The following is a 24,053-nucleotide window of genomic DNA, read 5'->3' as shown; positions in this document are numbered from 1 at the left end:
GGGCGTTTCGCCCGTGAGGAGTTGCCTGCATGACCATCCAGACCCCGCCGCCCGCCAAGGGGATGGCCGACACGGCCACGGTGACGGGAGCCGACATCATCGCGGCGAGGCTGGCGGCGGCGGGCGCGACCCATGCCTTCGGCATTCCCGGCGGCGAGGTTCTGGCGCTCGTCGATGCGCTCGGACGCGCCGGCATCCGCTTCGAACTCGCCCGGCACGAGAACGCCGCCGGCTTCATGGCCGAGGGGCTCTGGCACGTCACGGGCGCGCTGCCCGTCCTGGTGGCAACGCTGGGGCCGGGCGTCAGCAACGCCGTCACCGCGGTCGCCCATGCCCAGCAGGACCGCGTACCGCTGGTCTTCATCACCGGCTGCGTCGATCAGGCGCTCGCCGAGAGCTACACCCACCAGGTCTTCGACCATCAGGCGGTGCTCCGGCCGCTGGTCAAGGCTAGCTTCCGCGCCGCGCCGGGCACCGAGGCGCTCGTCATCGACAAGGCGCTCGCCATCGCCCGCTCCGGCCGGCCAGGCCCGGTTCATATCGACCTGCCGATCGCCGTCGCCGAGGCGCCCGCCACGGCGCTTCCCCCGCCGCCGGCCGCCCCGACGGCTGTGGGGGTGCCCGCCGACCTCGACCGTGCAGTGGCACTGCTCGCCGGGGCACGCCGGCCGCTCGTTCTCGCCGGGCTCGACCTCGTCAACGAGAACGCCGCCGCCTCCCTCGCCCGGCTGATCGACCGGACCGGCGCGCCGCTGCTGACCACCTACAAGGGCAAGGGTCTGCTGGCCGAGGACGATCTGCGCGTCATCGGCGGCGTCGGCCTCTCGCCGAAGGCCGACGGGCTGATCCGCCCGCTGATCGAGGCGGCCGACCTGATCGTGCTGGCTGGCTATGACCCGATCGAGATGCGCCAGGGCTGGCGCAACCCCTGGCCGGCCGACAAGCCGGTCATCGACATCGTCGCCCAGGCGCTGCCGCATGGCATGCATGGCGCAACGATGATGCTGGAAGGCCATGTCGGCACGATCCTCGACCGGCTGGCCGAGCGGCTCTCGCCCGCACCAATCTGGGAGCGGGGCGAGCCGACCGCGGTCCGCGCCGCCTTCCGGCAGGCTTTCGCCGCACCGGCGGGGTGGGGCCCGCATGCCGTGTTCGAGACGCTGCGGGCGGCGGCGCCGCATGGCACAGTCGCCACCGCCGATTCCGGCGCCCATCGCATCCTGCTCTCGCAGCTCTGGTCCTGCGACGGGCCGCGCCGTCTGCTGCAGTCGACCGGGCTCTGCACCATGGGCTGCGCCCTGCCGCTCGCCATCGGCGCGGCGCTCGGCAGTGGGCAGCCGACGCTCTGCTTCGTCGGCGATGCCGGGCTCGAAATGGTGCTGGGCGAACTCGCGACGCTGCGCGACCTCGCTGTGCCCGTCGTCGTGGTCGTGCTGGTCGACGAGGCGCTCGGCCTGATCGCGTTGAAGCAGAAGCAGATGGGGCTGGCCCGCGCCGGCGTCGATCTCGGCCTCAGCGACTTTGCCGCGGTCGCGCGCGCCCTCGGCGGTCATGGCGTGACGGTGGAAGATCGCGAAAGCCTCGCCCGCGAGGCCGCAGCCGCCTTCGCGCGGCCCGGCTTCAGCCTGCTCGCTTGCCGCATCGACGCCGCCGCCTATCAGGGGGCCTTCTGATGGCCGAGCCCGCACGCACGCCGAAGCGGCCGCGCGACGAGCGCCTCGACCTGTTCCGCGGCCTCACCATGCTGATCATCTTCGTCGCCCATGTGCCGGCGAACAGCTGGAACGCCTGGATTCCCGCCCGCTTCGGCTTTTCGTCAGGCGCCGAACTCTTCGTCTTCTGCTCCGGCTTCGCCAGCGCGCTCGCTTTTGGGGCGACCTTCGTCCGGCGCGGCTGGTGGCTCGGCACGGCGCGCATCCTGCAGCGGCTCTGGCAGGTCTACTGGGCCCATGTCGGCCTCGTCGTCGCGCTGGTGGCGCTGGCCGCGCTGCTCGACACGCTGGTCGGCAGCGCCGAGCTGGCGCGCCAGTTCGGCCCGCTGATGGCCGATCCCGAGCGCGCCCTGCTGGGCCTGCTGACGCTCACCTGGCAGCCCGATTATCTCGATATCCTGCCGATGTATCTCGTCATCCTGGCGCTGATCCCGCTCGCCATCGGGCTGCGGCGACTCCATCCCTGGCTGCCCTTCCTGATGGTGGCGCTGCTCTATGCGCTGGTCTGGACGGAAGGGCTGAATCTGCCCGGAAACCCCTGGAACGGCGCCGGCTGGTTCCTCAATCCCTTCGCCTGGCAGGCGATCTTCTTCATCGGCTTCTTCATCGCGATGAAGTGGCTTCCCGTGCCGCCGCTGCGCCAGCCGGTCCTGCTGCTGGCGGCCGGGCTGTTCGTCGTTGCCGCGGTGCCGCTCTCGTTCTGGGGCATTCTGGAGATCTGGCCGGCCGCGCAGGGCTGGCGCGAGGTCCTGCTGCCGGGCGATTTCGAGAAGAGCAACCTTCACCCGCTGCGGATCCTGCATTTCCTCGCCCTCGCCTACCTCGTTCTGAGCGCGATCGAGCCGGTCCGCGACCGGCTGGATGCCGGCCTCGGCCATCTACTCATCCTGATCGGGCGTCAGTCGCTCGCGGCCTTCCTGGCGAGCATCGTGCTGTCGCGGCTCGCTTGGACGGCGTCCCAAATGCTGGGGCATGCCGAGATCACCGTCGCCCTGCTCAACCTCGCCGGTTTTGCCGCCATCCTCGGCGTTGCGACCGTGGTGGCGTGGTTCAAGCGCGCGCCCTGGGCCGGCCCGCCACCCGCGCCTCGCGAGACGCCTGTCGAGAGACCGTCACCTGTCGCCTCACGGCTGCGTGAAGCGAGTTGAACAGCGGTTGATCGCGCTGCTGCGAACTCCTCTCCGAGCGGCGGAGTCGGGCTTCGCCGGAAACGAGAGTGAGCCCCATGTTCTTCGATCTCTGCGGCAATAGGATCGGCGTCGCCAACGATGCGGCCCAGCTCGCCTGGGACGACACGCTCGAGGCCGTGCTGGCCCATGCCGCGTCCGCGCCCGAGCATCTCGCCCGGACGCTCGCGGCCGATCCGGGTTTCGCGCTGGCCCATGCTGCCAAGGGTCTGATGCTGCTGTCGCTCGCCCGGCCCGAATTGCTCGGCACGGGCCGCGACTGCCTCGCTCAGGCGCGCCGCGCCAGCGCCGAGCGGCCGGTGACGCCGCGTGAAACGAAATTCGTCGAGGCCCTCCGCCTCTGGCTGGATGACAAGCCGCGCCGCGCTGCGCAGGTGTTGGAGGCCGTACTGGCCGACCATCCCCGCGACGTGCTGGCGCTGAAGATCTCACACGGCATCCGCTTCATGCTCGGCGACCAGGGCGAGATGCTGTCCTGCCTGCGCCGGGTCGTGCCGCATTTTCCGGCCGGACACCGCCTCAGCGGCTATGTCTCAGGCTGCTACGCCTTCGCGCTGGAAGAACGCGGCTTTTATCGCGAGGCGGAAGCCGCCGGTCGCCGCGCCGTCGAATGGGCGCCGCGCGATGCCTGGGGGCGCCATGCCGTGGCCCATGTCTTGGAAATGACCGGCCGCGTCGACGAAGGCGTCGCCTGGCTGGCCGACAGTGCAGGCTGGGCCCATGCCAACAACTTCCGCTTCCACATCACCTGGCATCTCGCCTTGTTCCGGCTGGAGCGCGGCGAGACGGCAGAGGTGCTGCGCCTCTATGACGAGGGCATCCGGGCCGAGCAGACCGACGATTACCGCGACATCGCCAATGGGGCGGCGCTGCTGGCACGGCTCGATTATGCCGGCGTCGATGTCGGCTCGCGATGGGAGGAACTCGCGGCGAAGGCGGAGGCGCGGATCGAGGATCGCCGCCTCGTCTTCGCCGATCTGCATTATGCGCTCGCCTTGCTCGGCGCCGGGCGCGACGAGGCGGCCGGTACCATCGCGCGGTCTCTGGCCGCCGATGGACACATTCATGCCAGCGGCGAGCGGCGCGAGGCCGCCCGCAGCGGCGCGCTCGCTGCCCATGGGCTGATCGCCTTCCAGCAACGCGACTATGACGAGGCGGCGCGCTTGCTTGGCGCCGCGCGCGGTGGCCTCGTCGCCATCGGCGGCAGCCATGCCCAGCGTGATCTCTTTGAGCAGGCCTATGTCGAGAGCCTGATCCGCTCCGGCGCGCATGATCGTGCGGCCCATGTGCTGCGCGAGCGGCTGGCGCGGCGCGGCGGACATAATCTCTTCGCCAGCCGCCGGCTCGCCCGCCTGGGCAAGACCCGCACGGGGCTGGCAGCGCTCGCTCTCGCCGCCATCCCGATCGCCATCGCTCACTGACAGGGGTACGCCGTATGCCCTCCGACGCCACCATCCCTGCCGATCGGTCACCTGCCCGCCGCAGGCTCGCCGGTGTTCTCGTCGCGCTCTTTGCCGGTCTCGCCGCGGCGCTATTCGTCCCCGGCGTGGCGATTGCGCCGGCCATGGCGGGCAAGCCCGTGAATACGCTGGGCTCGCCGGAGGGTGTCGCAATCCGTGGCTATGACCCGGTTGCCTATTTCCGGGAGGGGGGTCCGCGCAAGGGATCCGCCGCTCATGCCGTGCACCATGACGGTGCCACCTGGCATTTTGCCAGCGCCGCCAACCGGGCGCTCTTTCTGGCTGACCCGGAGCGCTACAAGCCAGCCTATGGCGGATTCTGCGCCTATGGCACCTCGCGCGGCTATCTCGTCAAGATCGAGCCGGAAGCCTGGTCGATTGTCGATGGTCGGCTGTATCTCAACTACGATCTCGGCGTGCGCGCGACCTGGTTGAAGGATACCAGGACCTATCTGGCGCGCTCCGAGCGGAACTGGCCGAACCTGACGTCCCGCGATATCCGCTGAGGCGCCTCAATCCGCAGTCAGCGCCTCGACGGCCCGGCGGATGAAGGGCGCCGCGAAGATGACGACGGGCAGCATCATCGTCCAGGACAGCAGCCAGGCCGACAGCCAGCGCTGCAGTGCGGGGGCCGCGCCCGGACCGGCCGCGACGGCGACGGCCGAAGCGACCGCCGAGGTCAGCCCGGCCTGGATGATTCCGAAGACGACATGGGCATAGCGCCGGGGAATGGCCAAGGCGGTGACTCCTGGGGGGCGTTGGGTTGAAGGCCATTTTCATGCCAGCCGGCGCCGAGGCCGGCCGGGGTGGCGTCGTGCGGAACGTGTCGCGGGTCAGATCGAGCGCATCAGCCCGCCATCGACCCGAATGTTCTGGCCGGTGATGTAGCCGGCATCCGGTGAGAGCAGGAAAGCGATCGTGCCGGCGATCTCGTCGCTGCTGCCGTAGCGCTGCATCGGAACGCGCGCGCGTCGCTCCTCTCGCTCCGGCAGGCTGTCGATCCAGCCCGGCTGGACATTGTTCATGCGGATGTTGTCGGCCGCGTACTGGTCGACGAAAATCTTGGTGAAGGTCGCAAGTCCCGCCCGCGCCATCGCCGAGGTCGGGAACATCGCTTCCGGCTCGGAGGCCCAGGCCGTGGTGATGTTGACGATCGCGCCGGATGTCTGCGCCTGCATGATCGGCGTCACCAGCCGGATCGCGCGCACCGCACTGAGGAAGTAGACGTCGAGGCCGCGCTGCCAGTCCTCGTCGGTGATCTCCAGGATCGGTCCGCGTGGCCCGTGCCCGGCGCTGTTGACCAGCGCATCGACGCGGCCCCAGCGCTCCATCGTCAGGTCGACCAGACGTTTCATGTCGTCGCCGGAGAGGTTCGAGCCGGTGACGCCGAGCCCACCGAGTTCCTGCGCCAGCGCCTCGCCCTTGCCAGACGAGGACAGGATCGCGACGTCGTAGCCGTCGCCCGCAAGGCGCCGCGCCGTCGCTGCGCCCATGCCGCTGCCGCCCGCCGTGACGATCGCCACCTTCCTGATCATGTCCGTGTCCTCGCTTGTGTTGCGCCCGTTGTAGCGAATAGGCTGCCGTTGCGGATAGGGGCTCTCACCCGATCGCAGTCGATGGCGAACGCCGTCGCGTCGCCTGCTGACATGCCTGCCAACATGCCTGCCGATATGCCTAAGCGAGAGCGTGCAGACCTTGTCCGGCCTCGTATGCCCAAGACGCCGATCGCGGCCAGCCGCGGCTGGCACGAGCCTTGCCTCGCACAAAAGCCACCCAGAATGGCCTTCACAAATCAAAAACAGGGGAACGAAGACCGATGCAGATGCCGAACATCAGGAAGACCGCCGCGCTCCTGGCCTTCGCGGCCGCCACCATGGGCCTCTCGATGGAGGCCTCTGCGCAGGCGACGCTGGCGCAGGTCAAGGCCCGTGGCAGCCTCAATTGCCAGGTGGGCCTGCCGACTCCGGGATTCTATGCCCTGGCCTCCGACGGAACCTGGTCGGGCATGGATGTGGACATGTGCCGCGGCGTCGCGGCCGCCATCTTCGACGATCCGAAGAAGGTCCAGTACCAGTCGGTCACCTCCGCCGTGCGCTTCACCTCGCTCGCCAACGGCGAGTCGGACATGCTCTCGCGCACCACCACCTGGACCGCCGTGCGCGACACCCAGCTCGGCCTCGAATTCGCGGGCGTCAATTTCTACGACGGCCAGGGCTTCGTCGTGCCGAAATCCTCGAACATCAAGTCAGCGAAGGAACTGAACGGCGCCACCGTCTGCGTCCTGACCGGCACCACGACCGAGCTCAACCTCGCGGACTACTTCCGCGCCAACAACATGACCTTCAAGCCGGTGACGAACGAGAACGTCAACGTGCTGGTCGAGACGTATCTGGGCGGTGGCTGCGACGCCTACACCAACGACAAATCGGGCCTCGCCGCCCGTCGGTCCGCTTTCCCGAAGCCCGACGATCACATCATCCTGCCCGAGACGATCTCGAAGGAGCCGCTCGGCCCCGTCGTCCGCCATGGCGACAACAACTGGGGCGACATCGTGCGCTGGGTGCTCTTCGGCATGATCGAGGCCGAGGAACTCGGCGTCACCTCGGCCAACGTCACCGAGATGCTCAAGTCCAGCAACCCCAACATCAAGCGCCTGCTCGGTGTCGAGGGCAACGTCGGCGAGGGCATGGGCCTGCCGAAGGACTTCATGGTCCGCGTGCTCAAGCATGTCGGCAACTATGCCGAGGTCTATGAGCGCCATGTCGGCGCCAAGACGCCCGTCAACATCCCGCGCGACGGCTCGCTGAACGCGCTCTGGACCAAGGGCGGCATTCTCTACCCGATGCCGTTCCGGTGAGCGGGCGGCCGGGCAGGCCGCGCCGCGCCTGAGACCACGTCTCTCCACCGTCCGGCGCAATGCCGGGCGATGGAGGTGGCTCGGGCGCTGTCGCGGCCATCCCGGCAGGCCAATCCTCCGGGCTGACGGCGCAACCTCGCCGTCGGCGGTCGCATGAGCCCTTCGGCGCGAGGTCGCAGCATGGCCCTTTTCGAAAGCACGGCCCCGTCCAGCGCGGGCACCCGCCTGCTGGCGTTCGTCAACAACGCCTCGGTCCGTGCCGTCTTCTATCAGGCACTCACCCTCGGCTGCGTGGTGCTGCTGTTCTGGTACCTCATCAGCAACACCATCGAGAACATGTCGCAGCGCGGCATGTCGGCCGGGTTCGACTTCCTCGGCGTCTCGGCCGGCTTTGGGATCGGGTTCACGCTGATCCCCTATCGCGAGGGCGACACCTATCTGCGCGTCTTCATGGTCGGGATCGCCAACACCATGCTGGTGGCTGTGGTCGCGATCCTGTTCTCGACGATCCTGGGGCTGATCGTCGGGCTGGCGCGGCTTTCGAACAATTGGGTGATCCGCAACGTCGCGCGCTGGTATATCGAGATCCTCCGCAACACCCCGCTGCTGCTCCAGATCATCGCTTGGTATTTCGGCGTCTTCACGCTGCTGCCGCGGCCGCGCGAGAGCCTTGGCTGGCTCGATGCCGTCTTCCTCAACAACCGCGGGCTCTACATCCCGGCGCCACTGGTCGGGGGCGGCTTTTCCGTCGCGCTGGCCGCGCTGCTGCTGGGGATCGCGGGCGCCGTCGGCTGGGCGCGCTACGCCCGCCGCGAGCGCGAGCAGGCCGGCCGGATCAGGCCCGTCCTCGGCCCGGTGCTGGCGCTGCTGATCGTCCCGCCTCTGCTGGCGGCGCTGGCGGCCGGTGCACCCCTGGCCTGGGACATGCCGCAGCTGCGCGGGTTCAACTTCGTCGGCGGCATCAACATTCCGCCCTCCTTCTGCGCGCTGATCATCGCGCTCTCGATCTACACCTCCTGCTTCATCGGCGAGAATGTCCGCTCCGGCATCCAGTCGGTCAGCCGCGGACAGACCGAAGCTGCACGCGCACTCGGCGTGCCGCCCGGCCGAACCATGCGCTCGATCATCCTGCCGCAGGCGCTGCGGGTGATCATCCCGCCTCTGATCAGCCAGTACCTCAACGTCACCAAGAATTCGTCGCTGGCCATCGCGATCGGCTTTCCCGACCTCGTCAGCGTCTGGATGCACACCTCTCTCAACCAGTCCGGTCGCGCGATTCCCATCGTGGCGATGACCATGGGATTCTACTGCGCGGTCAGCCTGGCCGTCTCGCTGGTGATGAACCGCTACAACCGCTCCATCCTGATCAAGGAGCGCTGAGCCATGGATCACGCCGCCAGCCAGGCTTCCGCTCCTCCGCCCGCGGAGATCTTCCGTGCAAAGCCCGCGCGCCCAGCGCCGCCGAGCACGCTCGGCGTTCAGGGCTGGATCCGTCAGAACATGTTTTCCAGCGTTCCCAACGCGCTGGTCACCGTCATCGGCATCTGGATCGTCTACGCCTTCTTCGACGCGCTGTTCGGCTGGGCGGTCGGCAACGCCGTCTGGCAGGCCGCCAGCCGCCGCGAATGCCTCGACCAGGTCGGCCGCGCCGGGGCCTGCTGGCCGGGCGTCATCGCCTGGATTCCCAATCTGATCTACGGGCTCTACCCGAAGGACGAGGTCTGGCGCATCAATCTCGCCGGGCTCGTCCTGCTGCTCTGGGCCGCCCCGCTCTGGCTGCCGCGGGTGCAGTCGAAGGTCCAGATCGGGCTGTCGCTCGTCCTGCTCTTTCCCCTGCTTGCCTCCTACCTGTTCCTCGGCGGCGAGAAGGGGATCGTCTGGAGCGCCTTGATCGCGCTCGGTCTCGCCGCCTTCCTCTGGACCCTGCTGACGGCCGCGACGGAAACCGTCTTCGGGCTCGGCATCGCGCGCTTCGCCGTGGCGGCGCTCGGCTTTGGCGGGCAGGGCGACGAGGCCCGGCGGCGCCTCGCCATCGCGGTGCTGTTGGCCATCTATCTCGTCGCGGTGCTCCTCGTTCAGGCGCTGTCGCTTCCCTTCGTGCCGACGCGCGTCTGGGGAGGGCTGTTCCTGACGCTGGTGATCTCCGGCATCGGCATTGCCTTCTCGCTGCCGGCGGGCATCGTGCTGGCGCTGGGCCGGCGCTCGCGCATGCCGTTGATCAGCCTGCTCTCGACCACCTTCATCGAGCTGTTCCGGTCAGTGCCGCTGATCACCATCCTGTTCATGTTCAACACGATGCTGCCGCTGTTCCTGCCCGTCGGCGTCGAGGTCAACCAACTCCTGCGCGCCATCGTCGCCGTTTGCCTGTTTTCCGCCGCCTATATGGCTGAAGTCGTTCGCGGCGGGCTGCAGGCGATCCCGCGGGGCCAGTACGAGGCGGCCTCCGCCATGGGGCTGGGCTTCTGGCAGGCGACCGGGCTCGTGATCATGCCGCAGGCCCTGAAGATCATGATTCCGACCATCGTCGGCAACTTCATCGGCCTGTTCAAGGACACCACGCTGGTCTCGATCGTCGGTCTCTTCGACCTGCTCAGCATGTCGCGCGCCGTCGGCGAGGACACGCGCTGGCTCGGGTTGTTCCTCGAGCCCTTCTTCTTCGTCACGATGATCTATTTCGTCGTTTGTTTCGGCATGTCGCAATACAGCCTCAACCTCGAACAGCGCCTCTCGGCGGGAGAGCGCCGATGAGCGAGGCTGTTGCCGGGGCGCCGCCGATCGAGCTGATCGGGCTGAACAAATGGTTCGGCGCCTTCCATGTCCTCAAGGACATCGACCTGCGGGTGCAGGAAGGCGAGCGCATCGTCGTGTGCGGGCCGTCGGGCTCGGGCAAGTCGACGATGATCCGCTGCATCAACCAGCTCGAGACCCATCAGGAGGGGACGATCCGCATCCATGGCCGCAGCTATGGCCGGGATCCGCGCGAGAACGACGCCATCCGGCGCGAGATCGGCATGGTCTTCCAGTCCTTCAACCTCTTCCCGCATCTGACCGTGCTGGAGAATTGCACCTTCGCGCTGACCTGGGTGCGGCACATGCCCAAGCAGGAGGCGGAAGACCTCGCCATGTCCTTCCTCGCCCGCGTGCGCATCCCCGAACAGGCGGCCAAATATCCGCTGCAGCTCTCCGGCGGCCAGCAGCAGCGCGTCGCGATCGCCCGCGCGCTCTGCGTGCGGCCGCGCATCATGCTGTTCGACGAGCCGACCTCCTCGCTGGATCCCGAGATGATCAACGAGGTGCTCGACACGATGGTGGAACTCGCCGAGAGCGGCATGACCATGGTCGTGGTGACCCATGAAATGGGTTTCGCCCGCAAGGTCGCCGACCGGGTGATTTTCATGGACCAGGGCGAGATCGTCGAGGAGGCGCCGCCGGAGGCGTTCTTCGCCGCCCCGCGCTACGACCGGACGCGGCTGTTCCTCAGTCAGGTGCTCTAAGGGCGGGTATGGCGGCACTCTGACAACAAGACGCCGCCGTCGCGCAGGGCGCTTCGGCGGCGGGATGGTTGGTCGTGCTGTCAGGCCGTGCCTTCACAGGCTAGGCCAGCGCTGCTCAGAAGCGGTCGTAGCGGCGATAGCCATAGCCCGGACGGGGCCCGTAACCGGGGCGTGGGCCATAGCCGGGCCTTGGACCGTAGCCTCGCCCATAGGCGGGGCCACGGCCATAGACCGGGCCGCGCCCGTAGCCGCCACGGCCATAGCGCTGCTGGCGCTGGGTTTCCTGCATCATGTAGAGCCGGCGCTGCTTGGCGGCCGTCATGGTGTAGTCGGCATCCTGACGGTCGAGGCGCAGGGCCGTCTCGGCGGGCAGCGCCTCCGTGGCGGATGCGGGCGTGAGCGTTCCCAACCCGGCCAGGGCGAGGGCAGCGACGAAGCCGGCGAGGAGCGAAGACCGTTTCATGAAAATCCCTTTCGCGCCGCGGCGAGGCGGCCGAAGTCAACCGCGGGCCCGACGATTCGTTCCCGCCGGCCGACACTGAGGGCTGCAAACATCTTCGGCAATCATGACGATGCCTGCCGCTGCCGACCGAATGCCTTGCCCTTGACGAAACATGCCCGCGCAGGCGTCATGCGGCCATGACCGGTGCGATGCGAGCGATGGCAGTGCAGGCGAGCAGGAGCCCGAACGGGTCCGGCCCGGCCCGGCCGCGCGGGCGTCACGGCGCCCGAGGTTGAAGGCTGCGCGCTGCCCACCGTCCGTTCTCCCGCAATCCGCTCGACCAGGGACCCGCCAAAGCGGGCCGATCTCATGTCCGTATCCACGATGATCCTCGCTCTCTCTTGCCCCGATCGGCCGGGCATCGTCGCCGCCGTGTCGACGCTTCTCGCCGAAGCCGGCTGCAACATCCGCGACGCCCAGCAATTCGACGACCTCGAAACCGGGCGCTTCTTCATGCGCGTCGTCTTCGACCGGCTGCCGGGCGCCGCAGCGCCTGATGCGATCCGCGCCCGCATCGACGACCTCGCCTTGCGCTTCGCCATGGCCGTCTCGCTGCGCGATGCAGCCGAGCGGAAGCGCGTGCTGCTGCTGGTCTCGAAATTCGACCATTGCCTCGCCGACCTGATCTATCGCTGGCGCATCGGCGAACTGCCGATGGACATCACCGCGGTGGTCTCCAACCATGCGCGCGAGCACATCGCCTCGACCGATCTCGGCGATCTGCCCTTCCATCACCTGCCGGTCGACCGAGCCAAAAAGGCGGAGCAGGAGGCGGCGATCTGGCGGCTGGTCGAGGAGACCCGAAGCGACCTCGTCGTGCTCGCCCGCTACATGCAGATCCTGTCGGACGGCTTTTCCGGGAAGCTGGCCGGACGCTGCATCAACATCCACCACTCCTTCCTGCCGGGCTTCAAGGGGGCCAGGCCCTATCACCAGGCGCATGAGCGCGGGGTGAAGCTCATCGGCGCGACCGCCCATTACGTCACCGCCGATCTCGACGAGGGCCCGATCATCGAGCAGGACGTCGAGCGAATCTCGCATCGCGATCAGCCGGACGATCTCGTCCGCAAGGGGCGCGACATCGAGCGGCGCGTGCTCGCCCGCGCGGTGCGCTATCACCTCGAGGACCGCGTCCTGCTGAACGGCCGCAAGACCGTCGTCTTCACGGACTGACGCGCCGCCCGCTTAGCGGCGAAAGATCTGGCGGATCGAGCCTTCCATCAGGAAGGCGATGCCCAGCCGCGCGCCGACCATCATGCCGAAGATGGCGATCGGCCAGGACAGCGCCATCATCGAACCGGCCGAGATGCCCTGCCCGACGGTGCAGCCGCCGGCGAGGATGCCGCCCCCGCCCATCATCACCGCGCCGACCAGATGCCGGCGCATCTCGTGATGGTCGTCGAAGGCCTCCCAGCGCAGCTCGCGGTCGACCAGCGCCGACAAGAATGCGCCCAGCACAACGCCGAGGACCGAGCCGATGCCGAAATCCAGCAGACCCTCGGGCGTCGTCAGCACGGCATACAGCGCGCGCCCGACCGGCGACACGAAGGTCAGGCTCTGGGGGCGGGCGTGGAGCGAGAACGCGTCGACGGCCACCCCCGTCGCCCACCATCCGGTGACGACGCCGAGGCCGAGCGTCAGGCCCGCCAGCAGCAGGCGCGGGGAGCGCCGCAGGCGCCGGTCGAGCGCCACGGCGAGGACGAGGAGCGCGGAGGCGGAGGCGGCGATCACGAGCCGCAGGTCGCCGAGCCCCAGCCAGGCCAGAAGCGAGGGCAGGTCGCCCTGGCTGGCGCCGGGCACGGGGAGGGCGATCGCCTCCAGCCAGTCGATACGCAACGGCGCCAGGATCCCGCGCAAGGTGGCATAGGCCGTCGCGCCGAAGACCATCATCACGATGAGGCTGCGCAGGTCGCCGGTGCCGAGCCGGATCAGGGAGCCGAAGCCGCAGGTGCCCACCAGCGCCATCCCGAGGCCGAACAGCGTCGATCCGAGCAGGATCGCAAGCCAGGGCAGGGCGCTGGGGGTGTATGTCGTCAGCGCCGGATCGAGCGCTCCGCTCCAGACCATGGCCTGCGTGCCGAGCAGCGCCACCCCCAGCGCGAGTCCGAAAATCCGCAGCCGCCGCGTGTCACCGCCGATCCAGACGTCCTCGATCGCGCCGAATGAGCACAGCCTCGCCCGCCGTGCGGTGAAGCCGCAGGCCACGCCGATGGCGATGCCGACGAGTGCGACCGACCAGGCGGGCAGCGGCCCCATCGGTCAGGGCAGGAGCGGTGGGCGGCGCCGCGGCATCACTCTGCGGCCGACGGCTTCGGCGGGCCGCAGAAGATGTCGTAGATCACGGCGATCATCCGGCGGACATCGTCATTGGCCAGGCTGTAATAGACCGCCTTGCCGTCGCGCCGTGTCGTCACGAGCTGGTCGAGCCGCAGCCGCGCCAGCTGTTGCGACACCATGGGCTGGCGCAGCGAGAGAATGTTCTCGAGCTCGGTCACGGTCCGCTCGCGCTCGGCGAGCAGGCAGAGCAGCAGCAGGCGGTTTTCGTGCGAGAGCGCCTTGAGGAAGTCGCTCGCCTTGCGGGCCTTGCGCATCAGCACGTCGAGTTCGGCGGAGAACTCGGCGCCGTCGCGCAGTTCGTCTTCGAGAGCCTTTGATACGATCGCGCTCATGGTCAATCCAGTCTCGCGGCGGTGCCGCTCCGGTGAATGGGGCTTGGCATGTCAGCAAGCATCTTGCCAAGCAACCCCCAGAAGGCATCGTCTCCCTGGTAGCCCGTGATGCGACCCGTTTCGTGGCCGTCTTCGAACAGCACGAAGGTCGGCGCCGCGATGACGGGCGCGGCGAGCCCGGCGAGGTTGGAGCCACCGGCCTTCAGTTCGACGCGTCGCAAGGGTGCGCGCTGCCCTTCCTCCGTCCGGTGATAGGCGGGGGCGACCTCGCGCTCGAAGCGTGCGCACCAGGGACAGCCGTCGCGCGTGAACATCACCAGTTCAGCCGCGGTCGCACTCACCGGCGCGACGCTGGTCAAGATGAGGCCGAGCAGCGCCATAAACGCCATCGTGGAGGAACGGATGAATCCCATTGCGGTAATATAGTCGTATTCGTATGTTTATGCGAGTCACGAGCCGAAGGCTGTTTCGTGCCGGGAGTTTCGCCATGCAGACGCGCCGCACGATCCTCGCAGCCGGCCTTTGTGCCGCCCTTCCGGCGAGCGCCTCCGCGCGGGCGACGCTGGGTGAGGACGGCCTTTACAAGCTCGACTGGTATCTCGAGAGCTTTCTCGATCTGGCGGAGGATCTTGCCGCCGCGACCGCCGCCGGCAAGCGCTTCGCCATCCTCTGGGGGCTGAAGGGTTGCCCGGCCTGCCGCCGGATGCACGAGGTCCACCTCGCCGACCCGGCGACGGAGCGCTACATCCGCGAGAATTTCGAGATCCTGCATCTCAACATTCTCGGCCAGCGCCCGGTGACCGATTTCGACGCCAGCACGCCCGGCGAGAAAGCCTTCGCCGCGCGCTATGCGATCGAGGGAACGCCCTCGATCCAGTTCTTTCCGGAAACGGCGGAGGGGTTGGCCGCCAAGGCGCCGGCCGCCCGTGAGGTGGCGCGGATGCCGGGCCTGCCCGACACGCGCGCGTTCCTCGCCTGGTTCCGGTTTGTGCGCGAGAAGGGCTATGAGCGCGGAACTTTCGCCGACTGGCCCGGTAACAGGCCAGCCGGCGGCTGAAGCACCTATTTATTGACCGGTGATTCCGGGTCGAACAGATAGGCCATCACGTCCTTGATCTGCTGCTCGTCGAGCACCTTGTTGGTGCCGAAGCGCGGCATGTTCGAACAGGGCACCACCGCCATCGAATTGTAGATCTTGGTGTAGGCGTCCTTGATCGCCTCGGCGTCGTATTTGCGGTCCCGGCCATAGGCCGCGAGGCTGGGGCCGAGCGTGCCATAGCTGACTTCCTTGGGGTCGAGTTGGTGGCAGGCGAAGCAGTTGCCGCCGGCCACCGTGCCCGGCGGATCGGAGAACTGGCCGCCGCGGCCGTTATTGGCGACGCGGTAGCCCTTCTTCCAATCGCCCAGCAGCTTGCCGTCGGCGGGATAGACCACCTTGGCCAGTTCGCGCTTGATGATTGCCTCCGATTGCGCGGAGGTGACGTTGTTGCGCGTGGTGTTGCAGACGGCGAGCGACTCGTCGGGTGTGATCCTCGCCTGCCATTCGGGCGAGGCCTTGCCGAAGGTGGATTTGACGTAAGCCTCGATCGTGGCCTGGCTCGGCTTCTGCTGCGCAAAGGCTGGGCCGGCGATCAGGAGCGCGGCACAGGCCGCAGCGGCGAAAGCGGTTCTGGTCATCGGTTCCGTCCTCTCAGCGCTTGATCGAAGGCACGGCGATCTCGCCGCCGGTTGCCTGCTTCTGTAGGAAGACGGTCAGCGCCGTCAGGCTGTCGGAGCCGTATTCCGGCACCGGCCAGCGCTGCTGGCGATAGCAGTCCCAGAGCCGGTGCTGCATCGTGCGCAGCGCGCTCTGCGAGACGCGGTAGGTCGGCCAGGAGGCCATCGTCGCCTGCGCCGCGGCGCCCGGCGTCGACAGGTTCGGCAGACCCTGCAGGCGGATGCGCTTGCCTTCCTCGGCGTGGCAGGTGGCGCAGGAGAAATCCATCACCCCGCCGCGGCGGTAGAACAGCTCCTCGCCGACCGCCGCCATCTCGATCTCCTTGGGATGGCTGAGCTGCGGCTGGATTTTCATCCCGCTCGACTTGTTGGCGATGAAGGCCGTGAGGTCCTCGAGATCCGAGGCACGGCCGGGGCCGGAGAAGCGGCGGGTGACAACCTCCTTGGTGTCGAGGCCCTGCAAGGTGTCCATGCACCAGAGTAGCCGCTGCTCGGTGTCCATGACGCGGTCGGCATCGGCGAAATAGCGCGGCAGCTTGGCGAAGGCGCCTTCCAGCTTGCCGGGCCCCTCGCCGAGATCGCAGGCCTCCAGCGACGCCTTCTTGGTGCCGCGCGGCTCTGCCCAGAGCACCTCGCCGCGGTCGACCGCGAGAAAGCCGGGATTCGAGAACGGGTCCGACAGCATCTGCCGGTAGCGCTCGATTTCCTTCTCGCTGTCGTCCTGTGGCGGGGCCTGTGCGGTCAGGTGCCCGGCGGCCAATGTCATGGCGGCCGCCAGCACAGCCGCTCCGATGATGGGGAGCTTCATCCCTTGCCCTTTCGTTTCCTCAGGCGGCCGCGATGCGCGACCTTTGTTGCACGCCCCTCTCTGTCGGAGGGACTTTACATTCATAGAAAACAATATCACGATACGTGCAAATGATGATCGCGTGGCGGCCCTGCCGTCAAGAGCGGAACAAGAACATTTCCAAGGAGGAAGCCGATGCCATTCCCGAACGCGGGTCTCACCCGCCGCACCACCCTCACGGCCGGCGCACTCGCCGCTTTCGCGAGCCTGCTCGGCTCGCGCCTCGCCTTCGCCGACGAAAAGATGGTGATGGCGGAGATCAAGAAGCTCTATGGCGACAAGCCGATGGCCGAGGGCAAGATCAAGCTCGACGTGCCCGAGATCGCCGAGAACGGCCTTGTCGTTCCCGTCAATGTCGAGGTCGAAAGCCCGATGACGGAGGCCGACTACGTCAAGGCCGTCCACATCTATGCCGACGGCAATCCGCAGCCGGGCATCGTCAGCTACAGCTTCACGCCGGCCTGCGGCAAGGCTTCCGCCGCGACGCGCATGCGCCTCGCCCAGACCCAGAACATCGTCTGCGTCGCCGAGATGTCGAACGGCTCCCTCCACATGGCCAAGGCCAATGTGAAGGTGACCATCGGCGGCTGCGGCGGCTGACGGCCGACGCCCCCACCCCATAAAAAACGACTTCAGGTGAGGATAACGCCATGACGACCAAACCCACCCCGCGCGTGCGCGTCCCGGCCAAGGCCGCCGCCGGCGAGCTGATCGAGATCAAGACCCTGATCTCCCACGAGATGGAATCGGGCCAGCGCAAGGATGCGCAGGGCAAGACGATCCCGCGCAGGATCATCAACCGGTTCAGCGCCAGCTTCAACGGCAAGCCGGTCTTCGCGGCTGACTGGCACCCGGCGATCTCGGCCAACCCCTACCAGTCGTTCTTCTTCAAGGCGACCGAGTCGGGCGAGTTCACCTTCGTCTGGAAGGATGACGACGGCTCCGAGTACACCGCGAAGAACAAGCTCACCGTCGGCTGAACGGGCCGGCCAGGCCGGCGACAATCCTGATGAGGTGACGCGCGATGTCCTGAACGACATCGCCATGGGCAGCGCTTCGCGTTCGCTCAGAGGGTGAATCATGGTCTCCAGACGCGAATTTTTTCAGGCGACGGCCGCCGCCGCGGCGATTGCGGCAGCCTCGGGCCTCGGCCCGCTCGGGCGGGCGGCGGCGCAGCAAAGGCTGGCGCAGAGCGACATCCTGCGCTTCGATGCGCTGGGCACGCTGACGATCCTGCACGTCACCGACATCCATGCGCAGCTGATGCCGCTGCATTTCCGCGAGCCCTCGATCAATCTCGGCGTCGGCCCGGCCAGAGGCCAGCCACCGCATCTCGTCGATGCCGAGTTCCGTGCGCATTTCAAGATCGCCGCCGGCTCGCCCGACGCTTTCGCCCTGACCGCGGACGACTTCACCTCCCTGGCGAAGACCTACGGCAAGATGGGCGGGCTCGACCGGGTCGCGACGCTGGTCAAGGCCGTCAGGGCCGAGCGTGGCGACGACAAGGTGCTGCTGCTCGATGGCGGTGACACCTGGCAGGGCAGTTGGTCCGCGCTCCAGACCAAGGGGCAGGACATGGTCGACGTCATGTCGGCCCTGAAGACCGACGCCATGGTCGGGCACTGGGAGTTCACGCTTGGCGCCGACCGCGTCAAGGAAATCGCCGAGAGCGCGCCCTTCGCCTTCCTCGCCCAGAACATTCGCGACCGGGAATGGAACGAGCCGGTCTTCCCGCCGCGCAAGGTCTTCGAGAAGGGCGGCGTCAAGGTCGCGGTGATCGGCCAGGCGCTGCCGCGCACGGCCATCGCCAATCCGCGCTGGATGTTCCCGGACTGGGAGTTCGGCATTCGCGAGGAGGAGATCCAGAAGCAGGTCGACGAAGCGCGGGCCGAGGGCGCCGCCGTGGTCGTGCTGCTTTCCCATAACGGCTTCGACGTCGACAAGAAGCTCGCCTCGCGGGTCAAGGGCATCGACGTCATCCTCACCGCCCACACCCATGACGCGATGCCGGGTCTGATCCGCGTCGGCAACACGGTGCTGGTCGGCTCCGGCTCGCATGGCAAATTCGTCTCGCGGCTCGACATCGCTACCAAGGACGGCAAGCTCGCCGATATCCGCTTCAAGCTGATGCCGGTGTTCTCGGACGCGATCGCCCCCGATGCCGACATGGCCGCGCTGATCACCAAGGTCCGCGCGCCCTTCGCCGCCGATCTCTCGAAGGAAATCGGCCGGACGGATTCGCTGCTCTACCGGCGCGGCAACTTCAACGGCACCTTCGACGATCTGATCTGCGAGGCCATGCTGGAGCAGCGCGACGCCGAGATCGCGCTGTCGCCGGGCTTCCGCTGGGGCGGCACGCTGCTGCCGGGCGACGCCATCACCTGGGAGGCGATCACCAACGCCACGGCGATGACTTATCCCAACTGCTACCGCAACGAGATGACGGGCGCCCAGCTCAAGGACATTCTCGAGGACGTCGCCGACAACATCTTCCACCCCGACCCCTATTTCCAGGGTGGTGGCGACATGGTCCGCATCGGCGGCATGGGCTACGCGATCGATGTCGGCAAGCCGATGGGCAGCCGCATCTCCGGCCTGACCCATCTGAAATCGGGCCAGCCGATCGATGCGGCGCGCAAATATGTCGTCGCCGGCTGGGCCAGCGTCAACGAAGGCACGCAGGGTCCGCCGATCTGGGACGTCGTCCGCGACCATGTCGCCGCTCGCAAGACTGTCAGCATCCGCCCCAACGACGCCGTCAAGGTCAGCGGCGCCTGAGCGCGCTCCGCCGATCCTGGGCACCACAACCATGGGACATCCGCCGATGAGCTCAGACCCGAAGACCCAACCGCTCAACCGCCGGCGCTTTCTGGGCGCCGCCGGCCTCGCCGGCGCGGGGCTCGCCACCTCCGCGCTGCCGCTGCGGGCGCAGGAGGCCAAGCCCGACCCGCTGATCACCGAGGTGCAGGACTGGAACCGCTATCTCGGCGAGGGTGTCGACAAGCGCCCCTATGGCACGCCCTCGCCCTTCGAGAAGCATATCGTCCGCCGCGACGTCTCCTGGCTGACCGCCTCACCGGATTCCTCCGTCAATTTCACGCCGTTGCATGAACTCGACGGCATCATCACGCCGTCCGGCCTGTGCTTCGAGCGCCATCACGGCGGCATCGCCGAGATCGATCCCGCCAATCACCGGCTGATGATCCATGGGCTGGTGGACAAGCCGTTGGTCTTCACCATGGAAGACATCCGCCGGATGCCACGCCAGAACCATGTCCATTTTCTCGAATGCGCGGCCAATTCCGGCATGGAGTGGCGCGGCGCGCAGCTCAATGGCTGCCAGTTCACCCACGGCATGGTCCACAACGTCATGTATACGGGCGTGCCGCTGAAGCTGCTTCTGGCCGAGGCCGGGCTCAAGCCCAGCGCCAAATGGCTGATGCTGGAAGGCGCCGATTCCTCCGGCATGAACCGCTCGCTGCCGGTGGAGAAGGCGCTCGACGACGTGCTGATCGCCTTCGCCATGAACGGCGAGGCGTTACGCCCCGAGCAGGGCTATCCGCTGCGCGCCGTCGTCCCGGGCTGGGAGGGCAATATCTGGGTGAAGTGGCTGCGCCGGATCGAGGCCGGCGACAAGCCCTGGCAGGCGCGCGAGGAAACCTCGAAATACACCGATCTGCTCGCCGATGGCCGCTCGCGCCGCTACACCTTCATCATGGACGCCAAGTCGGTGGTGACGAATCCCTCGCCGCAGGCACCTCTGAAGCACAAGGGCCGCAACGTGCTGTCGGGGCTCGCCTGGTCGGGCCGCGGCACGATCAAGCGGGTCGACGTCACGCTCGACGGCGGCAAGAACTGGCAGTCCGCCCGCATCGACGGCCCCGTACTCGAGAAGTCGCTGACGCGCTTCTACGTCGATTTCGACTGGGCCGGCCAGGAACTGCTGATCCAGTCCCGCGCCATGGATTCGACCGGCTATGTCCAGCCGACCAAGGACGAGCTGCGCAAGGTCCGCGGCGTCAACTCCATCTACCACAACAACGGCATCCAGACCTGGCATGTCCGGCCCAACGGGGAGACCGAGAATGTCGAGATCGCTTAAGCCCGTCCTGCTCTCAGGCCTGGCCGCTCTCGCCATCATCGGCGCCGGCCCGCTGATCGCCCAGACGGCCAAGACGCCTGCGGCGGAGAAGGCGGCCCCGGCCGCCAAGGCCCAGACTCCGGCGGCCACGCCCGCCGCTGCGGCAAAGCCCGCTCCGCTCGGGCTGGGCCGCCTCGCTCTGCCCGCCGAGATCAAGGCCTGGGACATCGACGTCCGCCCCGACGGCGTCGGCCTGCCGCCGGGCAAGGGCACGGTCCGGCAGGGCGACGAACTTTTCCAGGCACAATGTGCCAGCTGCCACGGCGAATTCGGCCAGGGCAATGGCCGCTGGCCGGTGCTGGCGGGTGGGCAGGGCACGCTCACCGCCGACCGGCCCGAGAAGACGATCGGCTCCTTCTGGCCGGATCTCTCGACGGTCTACGACTACATCCACCGCGCCATGCCCTTCGGCAACGCCCAGTCGCTGAGCCCCGACGACACCTACGCGCTCACGGCCTATCTGCTCTTCCTCAACGACATCGTGAGGGACGAGGACTTCGAATTGTCGGACAAGAACTTCACGTCGGTGAAGCTTCCCAATGCCGGCGCCTTCTACGACGATGATCGCGAGACGGCCGAGAAGGCGTTCTGGGGCAAGGAGCCCTGCATGACGAACTGCAAACCGGAGGTGAAGATCACGGGCCGCGCCGCGGTCCTCGACGTCACACCCGATTCCAAATCGGCGCCGAAGGTCGACTGATGCGCAGCCCCCGGCAATCGCCCGGCTGGTTCAGCTTCGTCGCCTTCGCGGCTTCGCTGTCCGGCGGCCCCGCCTTGGCCTCCGGCGATGTCGCGCTGGGGGAGTATCTCTCCTCCGAATGCACGGCCTGCCACCAGACCAGCGGGCGGCAGGTCGGCGGCATTCCGGCCATCGTCGGCCACCCGGCCGACCAGTTCGTCGCGCTGATGGACGCCTACCGCGACAAGCATCGCGAGAACCAGATCATGCAGACCATCGCAGGCCGCCTCACCCGCGAGGAGGTGCTCGCTCTGGCCGCCTATTACGAGAGCCTGAAACCAGTCCGATGAACACAGCCTCCGGAGAGAGGCGAAGGGAGGTCGAGATGACCAGCGCACGCGACGAGACGTCACGCCGGACGATGATGGCCGCGGCCGTCGCGGGGTTGGCCGGCATGGCCGCTCCCGCGCTGGCGGCGCCGCGCGAACTGAAACTGGCCGATCTCAGGAAGGAGGCCGATGTCGCCTGCGTCTACCATTGCGACTTCGGCGATCCGCCGCGCTTCGTCCAGATGCTGACCAATATCGCCAATCACTATTCCGCCTACGGCGCAGACCCCTTCGCGCTGCAACTGGCGATCGTGGCGCATGGCCAGGGCGTGAAGTTCTTTCTCGAATCGCTGGAGGAGACGACCTGGCGTGACGAGGTCATGGTTCCCAAGATCTTCGAGCGGGTCGAGGACGTCGCGAAGAACGGGCTCAAGGTTCATCTCTGCGAGATCACCTTCAGCCGCCTGAAGCTCGACAAGGCCAAGGCGCGCAACGCGCCGTTCATTTCCTTCGTGCCGTCGGGCGTGGCGACGGTGGCCGCGCTCCAGTCCAAGGGCTTCGCCTATATGAAGATCGGATAGGCCCGCCAAGGGCCCGCAAAGAGGCCACCGGGGACGTCAACGCGCCAACAACCAACAAGAACAATCCGGGAGAGAGACATGAAGATCGATCGTCGTGCATTCACATTGTCGGGCCTGTCAGCGGCGGCGACGCTGGGTCTGGGCGCGCCGGCCGTCCTCGGCCAGGCCAAGCCGCGCGTCGTCGTCATCGGCGGTGGCGCTGGCGGCGCGACCGCCGCGCGCTATCTCGCCAAGGACAGCCAGGGCGCGATCGCCGTCACGCTCGTCGAGGAGAACGAGACCTACCAGACCTGCTTCCACTCCAATCTCTATCTCGGCGGGTTCAAGACCTATGACGAGATCGTCCATCGTTATGACGCGCTGGCGAAGACCCATGGCATTGCGGTCGTCCGCGCCCGCGCCACCCAGATCGACCGCGACAAAAAGGAGGTGGTGCTCTCAACCGGGCAGCGCCTGCCTTACGACCGGCTCGTGGTCTCGCCCGGCATCGACCTGAAATACGATTCCGTGCCGGGCTGGTCGAAGGACGCCGAGGAGGTCATGCCGCATGGCTGGAAACCCGGCCGCCAGACGCAGCTCATCAAGCAGAGGCTCGACGCGGTGCCCAATGGCGGTCTGATCGTGATGATCGCCCCACCCAACCCCTACCGCTGCCCGCCCGGCCCCTATGAGCGCGCCTCGATGTTCGCCCATGCGCTGAAGAAGGCCGGCAAGGGCGACGCCAAGATCATCATCCTCGATCCGAAGGAAGCCTTCTCCAAGCAGGGCGTGTTCCAGGCTGACTGGGAGAAGCGCTATGGCGGGATGATCGAATGGCTCGGCCCCAAGGTGCATGACGGCATCAAGTCGGTCGATCCGAAGACCAACACCGTCGTCACGGGCTTCGAGACCTATAAGGACTGCGCCTTCGTCAACGTCATCCCCGCGCAGATGGCGGGCGAGATCGCTCGCAGCGCCGGCCTCGCCCCGGCCGGAGGCTACTGCGCGATCGAGGCTGCGACGATGAAGTCGACAGTGGACCCGGCCATCTTCGTCCTCGGCGATGCCAGCATCGCCGGCGACATGCCCAAATCCGCCTTTTCGGCCAACAGCCAGGCCAAGGTGGCGGCGATGACCATTCGCGGCGAGTTGACCGGCGCGCGGACCTTCCCGGCACGTTACGTCAACACCTGCTGGTCGCTGGTCGATACCGACGACACCATCAAGGTAGGCGGTCGCTACGAGCCCAAGGACGGCAAGATCACCGCGACCGAGACCTTCGTGTCGAAGCCCGGCGAGAGCGACGCGCTGCGCAAGGAAAACCAGGCCGAGAACCAGGGCTGGTATGCCGCCATCACCGCCGACATGTTCGGCTGACGGGTCCCCCCGCACCGTGCCCTCCCGCGCGGTGCGACCTCCCTGGCCGCGCCCTGGGCGCGGCCTTTTTTTAGCCCCCCAACGAAGGACACCTCATGACAGTGCTGACCCGCACCCTTCTCGTGGCCTCGGCCCTCGCGGCCGCCTCGCCCGCCCTGGCGCAGGACATCGCCGCCGGCGAGCGTTCCTGGAACAAGTGCCGCGCCTGCCACCAGATCGGCGAGACCGCGAAGAACGGCGTCGGCCCCCATCTCAACGGCCTGTTCGGCCGCCATACCGGCGAAGTCCAGGGGTACAGCTACTCGGCCGCCAACAAATCGGCGAACCTGACCTGGGACGAGGCGATCTTCGCCGAGTACATCAAGGACCCGCGCGCCAAGATCCCGGGCACCAAGATGGTCTTCGCCGGCATCAAGAACGAGAAGGAAATCGCCGATCTGACGGCCTTCCTCAAGCAGTTCGGCAAGGACGGCAAGAAGCTCTGAGGACCTCGCCGGCTGCGGCGCCCGGCGCGCCCGCAGCC

Annotated in this window: 27 protein-coding genes; 19 read left to right on the top strand and 8 right to left on the bottom strand. The window is 67.6% G+C overall.

Annotated features, from left to right (window positions below):
* The first annotated feature begins 29 nt into the window (after nt 1-29).
* From SJY11_RS00575 to SJY11_RS00560, 4 genes are all read left to right on the top strand, one after another.
* Entirely contained in the window at nt 30-1,673 is a 1,644-nt protein-coding gene (locus SJY11_RS00575; RefSeq protein ID WP_376984483.1) for a thiamine pyrophosphate-binding protein, read from the top strand.
* Nucleotides 1,673-2,860, top strand: a complete 1,188-nt coding sequence (locus tag SJY11_RS00570; protein WP_376984481.1) for an OpgC family protein — start codon at nt 1,673-1,675, stop codon at nt 2,858-2,860. Before SJY11_RS00575 ends, SJY11_RS00570 begins: the two co-directional genes overlap by 1 nt.
* A 77-nt stretch (nt 2,861-2,937) precedes the next feature.
* Nucleotides 2,938-4,320, top strand: a complete 1,383-nt coding sequence (locus SJY11_RS00565) for a tetratricopeptide repeat protein (RefSeq protein ID WP_376989219.1) — start codon at nt 2,938-2,940, stop codon at nt 4,318-4,320.
* Between the two features lie 14 nt (nt 4,321-4,334).
* Nucleotides 4,335-4,865: a YHS domain-containing (seleno)protein gene (locus tag SJY11_RS00560; protein ID WP_376984479.1), complete on the top strand. Its 531-nt coding sequence runs from the start codon at nt 4,335-4,337 to the stop codon at nt 4,863-4,865.
* A gap of 6 nt (nt 4,866-4,871) precedes the next feature.
* On the opposite strand, the gene SJY11_RS00555 is transcribed toward SJY11_RS00560, so the two are convergent.
* Together SJY11_RS00555 and SJY11_RS00550 are read right to left on the bottom strand one after the other, a co-directional pair.
* Nucleotides 4,872-5,096 carry a DUF2798 domain-containing protein gene (locus SJY11_RS00555; protein ID WP_376984478.1) on the bottom strand — a complete coding sequence of 75 codons (225 nt, stop codon included), beginning with the start codon at nt 5,094-5,096 and terminating at the stop codon, nt 4,872-4,874.
* Nucleotides 5,097-5,192: 96 nt separating this feature from the next.
* Nucleotides 5,193-5,894, bottom strand: coding sequence for an SDR family oxidoreductase (locus SJY11_RS00550; protein WP_376984476.1), 702 nt, complete (start codon nt 5,892-5,894; stop codon nt 5,193-5,195).
* A gap of 281 nt (nt 5,895-6,175) precedes the next feature.
* Here SJY11_RS00550 and SJY11_RS00545 point away from each other — a divergent pair, with 281 nt between their 5' ends.
* The 4 genes from SJY11_RS00545 to SJY11_RS00530 all read left to right on the top strand — a co-directional run bounded on the left by SJY11_RS00545 (nt 6,176) and on the right by SJY11_RS00530 (nt 10,710).
* Nucleotides 6,176-7,216 (top strand): amino acid ABC transporter substrate-binding protein, encoded by a 1,041-nt coding sequence (locus SJY11_RS00545; RefSeq protein ID WP_376984475.1) that lies wholly within the window; start codon nt 6,176-6,178, stop codon nt 7,214-7,216.
* Between the two features lie 180 nt (nt 7,217-7,396).
* Complete coding sequence (locus tag SJY11_RS00540; RefSeq protein ID WP_376984473.1) at nt 7,397-8,596, top strand: amino acid ABC transporter permease; 1,200 nt, start codon at nt 7,397-7,399, stop codon at nt 8,594-8,596.
* 120 nt (nt 8,597-8,716) lie between these two features.
* The gene (locus tag SJY11_RS00535) at nt 8,717-9,964 is read left to right on the top strand and encodes an amino acid ABC transporter permease (RefSeq protein ID WP_376984471.1); all 1,248 of its coding nucleotides are present in this window, start codon (nt 8,717-8,719) and stop codon (nt 9,962-9,964) included.
* Nucleotides 9,961-10,710: an amino acid ABC transporter ATP-binding protein gene (locus SJY11_RS00530; protein WP_376984469.1), complete on the top strand. Its 750-nt coding sequence runs from the start codon at nt 9,961-9,963 to the stop codon at nt 10,708-10,710. Before SJY11_RS00535 ends, SJY11_RS00530 begins: the two co-directional genes overlap by 4 nt.
* A 115-nt stretch (nt 10,711-10,825) precedes the next feature.
* Here the strand turns inward: SJY11_RS00530 and SJY11_RS00525 are convergent, their stop codons facing one another.
* On the bottom strand, nt 10,826-11,173 hold the full coding sequence (locus SJY11_RS00525) for a hypothetical protein (protein WP_376984468.1): 348 nt from the start codon (nt 11,171-11,173) through the stop codon (nt 10,826-10,828).
* A gap of 348 nt (nt 11,174-11,521) precedes the next feature.
* Here SJY11_RS00525 and purU point away from each other — a divergent pair, with 348 nt between their 5' ends.
* Entirely contained in the window at nt 11,522-12,385 is an 864-nt protein-coding gene (gene purU, locus SJY11_RS00520; protein WP_376984466.1) for a formyltetrahydrofolate deformylase, read from the top strand.
* A 12-nt stretch (nt 12,386-12,397) separates the two neighbouring features.
* Here purU and SJY11_RS00515 read toward each other — a convergent pair whose 3' ends face one another.
* The 3 genes from SJY11_RS00515 to SJY11_RS00505 are packed head-to-tail and all read right to left on the bottom strand — an operon-like array spanning nt 12,398 to nt 14,261.
* The gene (locus SJY11_RS00515) at nt 12,398-13,468 is read right to left on the bottom strand and encodes a YeeE/YedE family protein (RefSeq protein ID WP_376984464.1); all 1,071 of its coding nucleotides are present in this window, start codon (nt 13,466-13,468) and stop codon (nt 12,398-12,400) included.
* A gap of 35 nt (nt 13,469-13,503) precedes the next feature.
* Nucleotides 13,504-13,881 carry an ArsR/SmtB family transcription factor gene (locus SJY11_RS00510; protein ID WP_376984463.1) on the bottom strand — a complete coding sequence of 126 codons (378 nt, stop codon included), beginning with the start codon at nt 13,879-13,881 and terminating at the stop codon, nt 13,504-13,506.
* Between the two features lie 2 nt (nt 13,882-13,883).
* On the bottom strand, nt 13,884-14,261 hold the full coding sequence (locus SJY11_RS00505; RefSeq protein WP_376984461.1) for a hypothetical protein: 378 nt from the start codon (nt 14,259-14,261) through the stop codon (nt 13,884-13,886).
* A 107-nt stretch (nt 14,262-14,368) separates the two neighbouring features.
* On the opposite strand from SJY11_RS00505, the gene SJY11_RS00500 reads away from it, so the two are divergent.
* On the top strand, nt 14,369-14,938 hold the full coding sequence (locus tag SJY11_RS00500) for a thioredoxin family protein (protein WP_376984459.1): 570 nt from the start codon (nt 14,369-14,371) through the stop codon (nt 14,936-14,938).
* Between the two features lie 5 nt (nt 14,939-14,943).
* On the opposite strand, the gene soxX is transcribed toward SJY11_RS00500, so the two are convergent.
* Together soxX and soxA are read right to left on the bottom strand one after the other, a co-directional pair.
* Nucleotides 14,944-15,558, bottom strand: a complete 615-nt coding sequence (gene soxX, locus SJY11_RS00495) for a sulfur oxidation c-type cytochrome SoxX (RefSeq protein WP_376984458.1) — start codon at nt 15,556-15,558, stop codon at nt 14,944-14,946.
* 13 nt (nt 15,559-15,571) lie between these two features.
* Nucleotides 15,572-16,363 carry a sulfur oxidation c-type cytochrome SoxA gene (gene soxA / locus SJY11_RS00490; protein ID WP_376989218.1) on the bottom strand — a complete coding sequence of 264 codons (792 nt, stop codon included), beginning with the start codon at nt 16,361-16,363 and terminating at the stop codon, nt 15,572-15,574.
* Nucleotides 16,364-16,579: 216 nt separating this feature from the next.
* Between soxA and soxY the strand changes: the two genes are divergently transcribed.
* From soxY to SJY11_RS00445, 9 genes are all read left to right on the top strand, one after another.
* Entirely contained in the window at nt 16,580-17,044 is a 465-nt protein-coding gene (soxY, locus tag SJY11_RS00485) for a thiosulfate oxidation carrier protein SoxY (protein WP_376984456.1), read from the top strand.
* A gap of 50 nt (nt 17,045-17,094) precedes the next feature.
* The gene (gene soxZ / locus SJY11_RS00480; protein ID WP_376984454.1) at nt 17,095-17,424 is read left to right on the top strand and encodes a thiosulfate oxidation carrier complex protein SoxZ; all 330 of its coding nucleotides are present in this window, start codon (nt 17,095-17,097) and stop codon (nt 17,422-17,424) included.
* 100 nt (nt 17,425-17,524) lie between these two features.
* Nucleotides 17,525-19,222 (top strand): thiosulfohydrolase SoxB, encoded by a 1,698-nt coding sequence (gene soxB, locus SJY11_RS00475; protein WP_376984453.1) that lies wholly within the window; start codon nt 17,525-17,527, stop codon nt 19,220-19,222.
* A gap of 46 nt (nt 19,223-19,268) precedes the next feature.
* Nucleotides 19,269-20,546 carry a sulfite dehydrogenase gene (soxC, locus tag SJY11_RS00470; protein ID WP_376984451.1) on the top strand — a complete coding sequence of 426 codons (1,278 nt, stop codon included), beginning with the start codon at nt 19,269-19,271 and terminating at the stop codon, nt 20,544-20,546.
* A complete protein-coding gene (locus SJY11_RS00465) occupies nt 20,530-21,285 on the top strand; it encodes a c-type cytochrome (RefSeq protein ID WP_376984450.1) in 756 nt (251 codons plus the stop codon). Before soxC ends, SJY11_RS00465 begins: the two co-directional genes overlap by 17 nt.
* Nucleotides 21,285-21,614 (top strand): c-type cytochrome, encoded by a 330-nt coding sequence (locus tag SJY11_RS00460; protein WP_376984448.1) that lies wholly within the window; start codon nt 21,285-21,287, stop codon nt 21,612-21,614. The genes SJY11_RS00465 and SJY11_RS00460 overlap by 1 nt, the downstream gene beginning before the upstream one ends.
* A 35-nt stretch (nt 21,615-21,649) precedes the next feature.
* Nucleotides 21,650-22,174, top strand: a complete 525-nt coding sequence (locus tag SJY11_RS00455; protein ID WP_376984447.1) for a DsrE family protein — start codon at nt 21,650-21,652, stop codon at nt 22,172-22,174.
* Nucleotides 22,175-22,252: 78 nt separating this feature from the next.
* Nucleotides 22,253-23,530 (top strand): FCSD flavin-binding domain-containing protein, encoded by a 1,278-nt coding sequence (locus SJY11_RS00450; protein ID WP_376984445.1) that lies wholly within the window; start codon nt 22,253-22,255, stop codon nt 23,528-23,530.
* A 95-nt stretch (nt 23,531-23,625) separates the two neighbouring features.
* Nucleotides 23,626-24,015, top strand: coding sequence for a c-type cytochrome (locus SJY11_RS00445; RefSeq protein WP_376984443.1), 390 nt, complete (start codon nt 23,626-23,628; stop codon nt 24,013-24,015).
* The last annotated feature ends 38 nt before the right edge of the window (nt 24,016-24,053 follow it).

This window comes from Allobosea sp. R86505, assembly GCF_042466375.1.
Lineage (GTDB): Bacteria > Pseudomonadota > Alphaproteobacteria > Rhizobiales > Beijerinckiaceae > Allobosea.
The sequence above is the reverse complement of the archived record's forward strand: the minus strand, read 5'-3'. Positions and strand labels throughout refer to the sequence as shown.

What these genes read in the sequence shown, in the direction of transcription:
- SJY11_RS00445 (WP_376984443.1), top strand. Translation starts at nt 23,626, where the DNA reads ATGACAGTGCTGACCCGCACCCTTCTCGTGGCCTCGGCCCTCGCGGCC.
- SJY11_RS00570 (WP_376984481.1), top strand. Translation starts at nt 1,673, where the DNA reads ATGGCCGAGCCCGCACGCACGCCGAAGCGGCCGCGCGACGAGCGCCTC.
- SJY11_RS00560 (WP_376984479.1), top strand. Translation starts at nt 4,335, where the DNA reads ATGCCCTCCGACGCCACCATCCCTGCCGATCGGTCACCTGCCCGCCGC.
- soxZ (WP_376984454.1), top strand. Translation starts at nt 17,095, where the DNA reads ATGACGACCAAACCCACCCCGCGCGTGCGCGTCCCGGCCAAGGCCGCC.
- SJY11_RS00465 (WP_376984450.1), top strand. Translation starts at nt 20,530, where the DNA reads ATGTCGAGATCGCTTAAGCCCGTCCTGCTCTCAGGCCTGGCCGCTCTC.
- SJY11_RS00510 (WP_376984463.1), bottom strand. Translation starts at nt 13,881, where the DNA reads ATGAGCGCGATCGTATCAAAGGCTCTCGAAGACGAACTGCGCGACGGC.
- soxY (WP_376984456.1), top strand. Translation starts at nt 16,580, where the DNA reads ATGCCATTCCCGAACGCGGGTCTCACCCGCCGCACCACCCTCACGGCC.
- SJY11_RS00545 (WP_376984475.1), top strand. Translation starts at nt 6,176, where the DNA reads ATGCAGATGCCGAACATCAGGAAGACCGCCGCGCTCCTGGCCTTCGCG.
- SJY11_RS00455 (WP_376984447.1), top strand. Translation starts at nt 21,650, where the DNA reads ATGACCAGCGCACGCGACGAGACGTCACGCCGGACGATGATGGCCGCG.
- SJY11_RS00565 (WP_376989219.1), top strand. Translation starts at nt 2,938, where the DNA reads ATGTTCTTCGATCTCTGCGGCAATAGGATCGGCGTCGCCAACGATGCG.
- purU (WP_376984466.1), top strand. Translation starts at nt 11,522, where the DNA reads ATGTCCGTATCCACGATGATCCTCGCTCTCTCTTGCCCCGATCGGCCG.
- SJY11_RS00505 (WP_376984461.1), bottom strand. Translation starts at nt 14,261, where the DNA reads ATGGCGCTGCTCGGCCTCATCTTGACCAGCGTCGCGCCGGTGAGTGCG.
- soxX (WP_376984458.1), bottom strand. Translation starts at nt 15,558, where the DNA reads ATGACCAGAACCGCTTTCGCCGCTGCGGCCTGTGCCGCGCTCCTGATC.
- SJY11_RS00530 (WP_376984469.1), top strand. Translation starts at nt 9,961, where the DNA reads ATGAGCGAGGCTGTTGCCGGGGCGCCGCCGATCGAGCTGATCGGGCTG.
- SJY11_RS00450 (WP_376984445.1), top strand. Translation starts at nt 22,253, where the DNA reads ATGAAGATCGATCGTCGTGCATTCACATTGTCGGGCCTGTCAGCGGCG.
- SJY11_RS00575 (WP_376984483.1), top strand. Translation starts at nt 30, where the DNA reads ATGACCATCCAGACCCCGCCGCCCGCCAAGGGGATGGCCGACACGGCC.
- SJY11_RS00550 (WP_376984476.1), bottom strand. Translation starts at nt 5,894, where the DNA reads ATGATCAGGAAGGTGGCGATCGTCACGGCGGGCGGCAGCGGCATGGGC.
- soxB (WP_376984453.1), top strand. Translation starts at nt 17,525, where the DNA reads ATGGTCTCCAGACGCGAATTTTTTCAGGCGACGGCCGCCGCCGCGGCG.
- SJY11_RS00525 (WP_376984468.1), bottom strand. Translation starts at nt 11,173, where the DNA reads ATGAAACGGTCTTCGCTCCTCGCCGGCTTCGTCGCTGCCCTCGCCCTG.
- soxC (WP_376984451.1), top strand. Translation starts at nt 19,269, where the DNA reads ATGAGCTCAGACCCGAAGACCCAACCGCTCAACCGCCGGCGCTTTCTG.
- SJY11_RS00460 (WP_376984448.1), top strand. Translation starts at nt 21,285, where the DNA reads ATGCGCAGCCCCCGGCAATCGCCCGGCTGGTTCAGCTTCGTCGCCTTC.
- SJY11_RS00500 (WP_376984459.1), top strand. Translation starts at nt 14,369, where the DNA reads ATGCAGACGCGCCGCACGATCCTCGCAGCCGGCCTTTGTGCCGCCCTT.
- SJY11_RS00515 (WP_376984464.1), bottom strand. Translation starts at nt 13,468, where the DNA reads ATGGGGCCGCTGCCCGCCTGGTCGGTCGCACTCGTCGGCATCGCCATC.
- soxA (WP_376989218.1), bottom strand. Translation starts at nt 16,363, where the DNA reads ATGACATTGGCCGCCGGGCACCTGACCGCACAGGCCCCGCCACAGGAC.
- SJY11_RS00535 (WP_376984471.1), top strand. Translation starts at nt 8,717, where the DNA reads ATGTTTTCCAGCGTTCCCAACGCGCTGGTCACCGTCATCGGCATCTGG.
- SJY11_RS00540 (WP_376984473.1), top strand. Translation starts at nt 7,397, where the DNA reads ATGGCCCTTTTCGAAAGCACGGCCCCGTCCAGCGCGGGCACCCGCCTG.